This window comes from Paenibacillus dakarensis, from assembly GCF_001373415.1.
In the GTDB taxonomy this organism is placed as follows: domain Bacteria; phylum Bacillota; class Bacilli; order Paenibacillales; family Paenibacillaceae; genus Paenibacillus_AQ; species Paenibacillus_AQ dakarensis.
Genome location: NZ_CDSE01000013.1, coordinates 22,990 through 29,155, shown reverse-complemented (window position 1 = coordinate 29,155; position 6,166 = coordinate 22,990). Strand labels below are relative to the sequence as shown.

The window sequence follows — 6,166 nt, the reverse complement described above, 5'->3', positions numbered from 1 at the left end:
GGTCAATATGTTGTGTACCAGGGAGAAGTGATCTACAAGAACCCGATGCAGTTAGAAGTAATCGAGTCTTTAACTGATTATGCTGTCCGTTCGGATCAGCCCATCCTTTATGTCAGTGAAGAACATATGAGAGTGAATGTCGTTCAGCATGTTCGTATAGAATCAAGCTATGGCCCGCTGAAGATGGAACTGCCGGAATATGATCCTGATTACTATAAGAATAGAGATATCTACCAGGCCATCGTATTTTGTACAAACGAGGAACAAGCATTATATGAGAAGGAATACGAACGCTTGCTTCGGTTTGTGAGATGGGATACGGTAGCGACAGATGTACTGCCGCTCGGATGCTCCAAAGCTGCGGGTATTGAGTACATGATTAAGCATCTAGGGAAGGATGCGAAAGAGGTCATCGCCTTTGGAGATCACTTGAATGATATTGAGATGCTGTCTTATGTCGGACACGGTGTAGCTATGGGTAACGCACAGCCGGAGGTCAAGAAAGTGGCTAAATATATTACAAGTGATGTAGATCAAGACGGGATTATGATGGGGCTGCATCAGCTAGGATTAATCTCACTCAAAAACACAGCGGTTTAGCAACTGTTCCTTCATCCTCAGGACATGCTATATTAAAAGATATTAGAGGATGAAGGAGCATAAACTCATGTACAGCGATCTTAAATCCTATTGTTTATCGAAAGAAGGAGCGTTAGAAGACTACCCTTTCGGTCCAGAACCGCTTGTCATAAAGGTTGGAGGGAAAATGTTTGCATTGATCTCCAAGCCTGACGAACGGCAAATCGCCCATATTTCTTTAAAATGTGATCCTGTTATCGCTGCGAATCTTCGTGAACAGCATGCTGCAGTCCAACCCGGATATCATCTGAATAAAAAGCATTGGAATACCGTCATTGCTGATGGTTCATTAACGGTTTCAGATTTGCGGGATATGATCGATCATTCTTATGATCTGGTATTTAGCAGCCTGACAAAAGCACAGCGAAGTTCAATCCGAGAAACGAAAACAAGCTTAAATAAAAACTCCGAGGTTAGAAATGAAGACAACAATAGCTGATATTGCGAAAATTGCAGAAGTAGCAAAGAGCACGGTATCCCGTTATTTGAATGGCGGCTCCGTAAGCAATGCTACTCGAAAAAAGTTGGATCAGGTTATTCAGGAAACGGGGTATAGCCCCAACACTTTTGCCCAGAGTTTAAAGGCTAAAAAAACAAATATGATCGGGGCTATAGTGCCTCGCCTTGACTCTTTCTCCGCCTCGCAATCGGTTACCAGTCTGGATGAAGAGCTAAGGGCACATGGTTATCAGCTCCTCATCGTAAATACAAGCCAGGATTTAAGCCGTGAAATTGAAGCCATATACGATTTGGCGAGACAAAAGATATCCGGTATCATCCTGTTTGCTACCCAAATAACGGAAGCGCACATGACAGCCTTTGAACAGATTAAAATTCCGGTGATCTTGCTTGGACAGCAGCATAAGGAGGTCCATAGCATGATATATGACGACTATTCTGCAGGGTACGAAATCGGAAAGTATGTACTGCAGCAGGGTCATAGGGAAATAGCTTATTTAGGTGTTACTGAACAGGATATTGCTGTAGGAGTCAAGCGCAAACAGGGCTTTCAGGAAGCAGTCCGTCAGAAGCAGGACGTCCATGTAGACTTCTACGAGAGTGGATTCAAAATGTCCGACGCTGTCGTTTCAGCATCATCGATTTTGGATAAAGATAAGCCTTCGATCATTGTATGTGCAACCGACAATATTGCTTTAGGTGTCATGAAGGCCGCTTACATGAGAGGAATCCATATTCCAGAACAGCTATCCGTAACCGGTTTTGGCGGATATGATATCACAGAAGTGATTCATCCCAGCCTGACAACGGTTAAATATGGTTATTCAACAGCGGGAAAGCTAGCGGCAAAAAATATCATGAGACTGGTAAGTGACAAGGAGGTTGAGCCATTAACGGTTATGGGATGTGATTTATTGATCCGTGAAAGTGTTGACAAAATCTAAAACTGCAGGTTATATTCATAGTGGAACCGGTTCCAATGGATCCGACAGAGTCTTTTGGAGCTGGCTATATATTTTTACCCTGAAATGGAACCGGTTCCGTAAGAGACAGTGCTTATTTTGAAACCGCTTTATTATTTTATTACCAAGTGTAAGGAGAAGAGGGATGAGCAAACAGCATAAATACAGACGACTTGAACAGGCTTCTCCCGAAGAAATAACTGCTTTAACTGACATGGTTAATCAGTGCTCGTGGAGGCAGACCTTTCATATTCAGCCGGTGACGGGACTATTAAATGATCCTAATGGATTTTCATATTATGGGGGAGAATATCATCTCTTCTATCAGTGGTTTCCCTTAGGAACTTACCATGGACTTAAATATTGGTATCATACCAAGTCCAAGGATTTGGCATTTTGGCATAACGAAGGCATAGCAATTCGCCCATATGACCGATTCGACTCTCATGGTGCTTATTCAGGAAGTGCAATCGAGAAGGATGAAAAGCTCTATATCATGTACACGGGCAATACACGGGATAAAGAGTGGAAAAGGCATCCTTATCAGTGTTTGGCTGTCATGGATGAATCCGGAGAAATTACGAAGCGGGGAACGCCGCTTATTGACCACGTTCCAGCAGGTTATACCGAGCATTTACGTGATCCGAAAGTATGGGAAGACAAGGATATGTACCGCTGTGTGATCGGAGCCCAGAGACAGAATCTAACAGGGGCAGCAGTTATTTATGAATCCCCTGATCTGATCGAATGGCATTTCCGAGGAGAGATAAAGACCAAGCTGGACGACTTCGGCTATATGTGGGAGTGCCCTGACTATTTTGAACTAGATGGGAAGGGAGTGCTCATCTTTTCTCCCCAAGGCTTAAGTCCGGAGGGTGATAAATATCAGAATATCTTTCAATCCGGTTATGTGATCGGAAAGCCGCTCAATCGTAATACGATGGAGTTTGAACATGGGGATTTTGAAGAACTGGATTGCGGATTTGATTTTTATGCACCCCAATCGATGCTTGACGGTAAAGGCCGCAGGCTGCTCGTAGCCTGGATGGGCCAGGCTGAGGTGGATTACCCGACAGATTCCCATGGTTGGGCCCACTGCTTAACCATTCCAAGAGAGCTTAAACTTCATAATGGTCAATTGATTCAACAGCCTGTGGAAGAGCTGCAGAAGCTTCGCGGGGAATCGGTCACGGCGGAATGCATGATTACGGATGAGCATCGAACTCTCGAGGGGATAACAGGAACCGCCTATGAGATGATATGTGAGTTTAGCGCTCTGGAAGCAGCTGCCGTAGGGGTTGTCATCCGGGCTGGTCAATCAGAGCAGACGGTCATCCGGTACGATCATGGAATCCAAAAAGTTACGTTTGACCGTTCTGCCTCCGGAGAGCCGAGCGGTGTTAAATACGGTACCACCAGATCATGCAAGCTGGATGCCGATTATATTAAATTACATCTGTTTGTGGATACGTCGTCCGTAGAACTATTTATCAATGACGGAGAAAAAGTGTTCACAAGCCGGATTTTCCCGCAGCCTGACAGTGAGGGGATTCGTTTTTTTACCGAAGAAGGAAGCGCTCATCTGAAAGTGACAAAATGGGATCTGGCGAAAGCAGTAGACTAAGAGGAAGGGGAGAATGAGAATGGCGAGCAATCAAGAAATTGCAAAACAGGTAGTAGAAGCAATCGGGGGAAGGGAGAATATCGCCTCCTTCGCTCACTGTGCCACCAGACTTCGCATTATGGTGCACGATCAGAAAAAGATTGACCAGAAGAAGATTGAGAATATTGACAAGGTAAAGGGAGCCTTCTTCAACTCGGGGCAGTATCAGATTATCTTTGGTACAGGTACAGTCAATCAAATATTTGATGCTGTTGAAAGTCTTGGACTTGAGAGTACAAGTAAAGAGGAGCTGAAGAGCGAGGCTAAAAAATCAGGTAATGCGTTTCAACGTGCGATTCGTACTTTTGGCGACGTATTCGTTCCGATTATTCCCGTATTGGTGGCAACGGGGCTATTCATGGGACTTCGGGGCTTATTGACACAGGAACAGGTACTTGCGTGGTTTGGTGCAGTTCCTGCTGATATTTCACCTAATTTCCTGCTGTTTACGCAGGTGCTTACAGATACGGCATTTGCATTCCTTCCTGCACTGATTGCTTGGTCAGCGTTCAGGGTGTTTGGCGGAAGCCCGGTTCTCGGTATCGTGCTTGGCTTGATGCTCGTAAATCCTGCATTGCCGAATGCATATGCAGTAGCAAACGGATCTTCGGAAGCGCTTTTATTCCTTGGGTTCATTCCGGTTGTAGGTTATCAAGGGTCTGTGCTGCCAGCGTTCTTTATGGGACTGCTCGGTGCGAAGTTTGAACGCTTTTTGCGAAAAAGAATTCCGGAAGCGCTTGATTTAATTATCACACCATTCTTAACACTGGTCGTTATGATTATCCTTGGACTATTCGCGATTGGTCCGATCTTCCACTCTGTTGAAGAAATTGTTCTGAATGCAACAACCTTTGTGCTGGAACTTCCGTTTGGATTGGCAGGTCTTATTATAGGCGCGTTGAATCAGATCATCGTTGTTACAGGTGTGCATCATATCTTTAACTTCCTCGAAATCCAGCTGCTTGAGCGTACGGGAGCGAACCCTTTTAACGCGCTTGTCACAAGTGCTATGGCAGCTCAAGGGGCAGCTTGTCTTGCAGTTGGTATGAAGACAAAGAACAAGAAGCTGAAGGCATTATCACTGCCGTCTTCATTCTCGGCCTTCCTGGGGATTTCAGAGCCAGCCATCTTTGGTGTGAACCTTCGCTATTTCAAGCCGTTTGTTATGGGATTAATCGGCGGCGGTGTCGGTGGTTTCCTGGCTTCCCTGTTCCACCTGAAAGCTTCAGGTATGGCGATTACTGTCATTCCGGGAACACTTCTGTATTTGAACAGCCAGCTCCCGCTTTACATTCTGTGTAACGTGATTGCGATGGCAGTTGCATTTGCATTAACCTGGTTCTTTGGTTTCAACGATAAGATGCTGGATGATCTTAATTCCAAAAAATAAACAATTATGATATGATTTTAAAAAAAGCTGTGTGTAACTGGCGTAACATGGAATACCATGAGGGAGCACATAGATAACAGCCGTACGCCTGGGCAGAGGTAAGGAGATTCCCCATAGAATCTCTTTACCTCTTTGTGTTTTATAAACATAAATGTCGAAAGGGCTGGTAAACATGAAGAAGAATCCATTAATTCTGGATGGCAATTTGGTTGCAAACCGTATAAAGGAGGCCCTTAAGGATCGTGTAGACCGATTAGTACAGCAAGGCGTAAGACCTTGCCTGGCAACCGTTCTTGTGGGCGATGATCCTGCTTCAGCAACTTACGTTCGAATGAAGGGTAACGCTTGTAAAAGACTCGGGATTGAATCCAAACGCGTTGTTCTGGAACGGTCAACGACCACTGAAGAGCTGATTGATGTTATTCAAGAATTGAATAATGATTCGTCTGTTCACGGGATTTTACTGCAGCATCCGGTTCCTCATCATATTGACGAGCGTGCTGCTTTTGAGGCCATATCGATTGAAAAGGATGTTGATGGTGTGACGATGCTTGGCTTTGCTCAAAATGCTTTTGGTCAAGCCGCGCTTCCTTCATGTACTCCAGCAGCAATTATGGCTATTATGGATGAATACAAGATTCCGATGGAAGGAAAGCATGCAGTTGTGGTGGGAAGAAGCCCGATCTTGGGCAAGCCAGTGTCCATGATGCTGCTTAATCGGAATGCGACCGTAACGATCTGTCATTCGAGAACACAACATCTTGAGCAACTGGTATCTCAGGGTGATATCGTTGTGGCTGCTGTTGGCAAGCCGAACTTTATTCAAGGAGACTGGATCAAGCCTGGCGCTGTCATTATGGATGCAGGCTACAACGAGGGCAATATCGGGGATTGTGATTATGAAGCATGTTATGAGCGAGCTAGTGCAATTACTCCGGTGCCGGGCGGAGTTGGCCCAGTTACCATTGCAACACTACTGAAGCATACCGTTGATGCGGCTGAGAAGACGAGTGGAAAGCAACAATAATGTAAATAATATCAAGAAGCGGCTTA

Annotated in this window: 6 protein-coding genes and 1 riboswitch; all 6 genes read left to right on the top strand. The window is 45.0% G+C overall.

What is annotated here, in order from left to right; translation table 11 throughout:
• A partial coding sequence (locus BN1234_RS03865) for an HAD-IIB family hydrolase (RefSeq protein ID WP_054955353.1) occupies positions 1–600 on the top strand: 600 nt, incomplete at its 5' end.
• Between the two features lie 67 nt (positions 601–667).
• Complete coding sequence (locus tag BN1234_RS03860; RefSeq protein WP_054955350.1) at positions 668–1,078, top strand: MmcQ/YjbR family DNA-binding protein; 411 nt, start codon at positions 668–670, stop codon at positions 1,076–1,078.
• On the top strand, positions 1,059–2,042 hold the full coding sequence (locus tag BN1234_RS03855; RefSeq protein WP_054955349.1) for a LacI family DNA-binding transcriptional regulator: 984 nt from the start codon (positions 1,059–1,061) through the stop codon (positions 2,040–2,042). The genes BN1234_RS03860 and BN1234_RS03855 overlap by 20 nt, the downstream gene beginning before the upstream one ends.
• Positions 2,043–2,205: 163 nt before the next feature.
• Entirely contained in the window at positions 2,206–3,684 is a 1,479-nt protein-coding gene (locus BN1234_RS03850) for a glycoside hydrolase family 32 protein (RefSeq protein WP_054955348.1), read from the top strand.
• A 19-nt stretch (positions 3,685–3,703) separates the two neighbouring features.
• On the top strand, positions 3,704–5,113 hold the full coding sequence (locus tag BN1234_RS03845; RefSeq protein WP_170307984.1) for a sucrose-specific PTS transporter subunit IIBC: 1,410 nt from the start codon (positions 3,704–3,706) through the stop codon (positions 5,111–5,113).
• Positions 5,114–5,136: 23 nt separating this feature from the next.
• Positions 5,137–5,214: riboswitch (ZMP/ZTP riboswitch) on the top strand.
• 71 nt (positions 5,215–5,285) lie between these two features.
• Positions 5,286–6,140 carry a bifunctional 5,10-methylenetetrahydrofolate dehydrogenase/5,10-methenyltetrahydrofolate cyclohydrolase gene (locus tag BN1234_RS03840; RefSeq protein ID WP_054955346.1) on the top strand — a complete coding sequence of 285 codons (855 nt, stop codon included), beginning with the start codon at positions 5,286–5,288 and terminating at the stop codon, positions 6,138–6,140.
• The last annotated feature ends 26 nt before the right edge of the window (positions 6,141–6,166 follow it).

Bases quoted from the DNA above. Each gene is read 5' to 3' on its own strand.
- BN1234_RS03860 (WP_054955350.1), top strand. From the start codon at position 668: ATGTACAGCGATCTTAAATCCTATTGTTTATCGAAAGAAGGAGCGTTA.
- BN1234_RS03850 (WP_054955348.1), top strand. From the start codon at position 2,206: ATGAGCAAACAGCATAAATACAGACGACTTGAACAGGCTTCTCCCGAA.
- BN1234_RS03840 (WP_054955346.1), top strand. From the start codon at position 5,286: ATGAAGAAGAATCCATTAATTCTGGATGGCAATTTGGTTGCAAACCGT.
- BN1234_RS03845 (WP_170307984.1), top strand. From the start codon at position 3,704: ATGGCGAGCAATCAAGAAATTGCAAAACAGGTAGTAGAAGCAATCGGG.
- BN1234_RS03855 (WP_054955349.1), top strand. From the start codon at position 1,059: ATGAAGACAACAATAGCTGATATTGCGAAAATTGCAGAAGTAGCAAAG.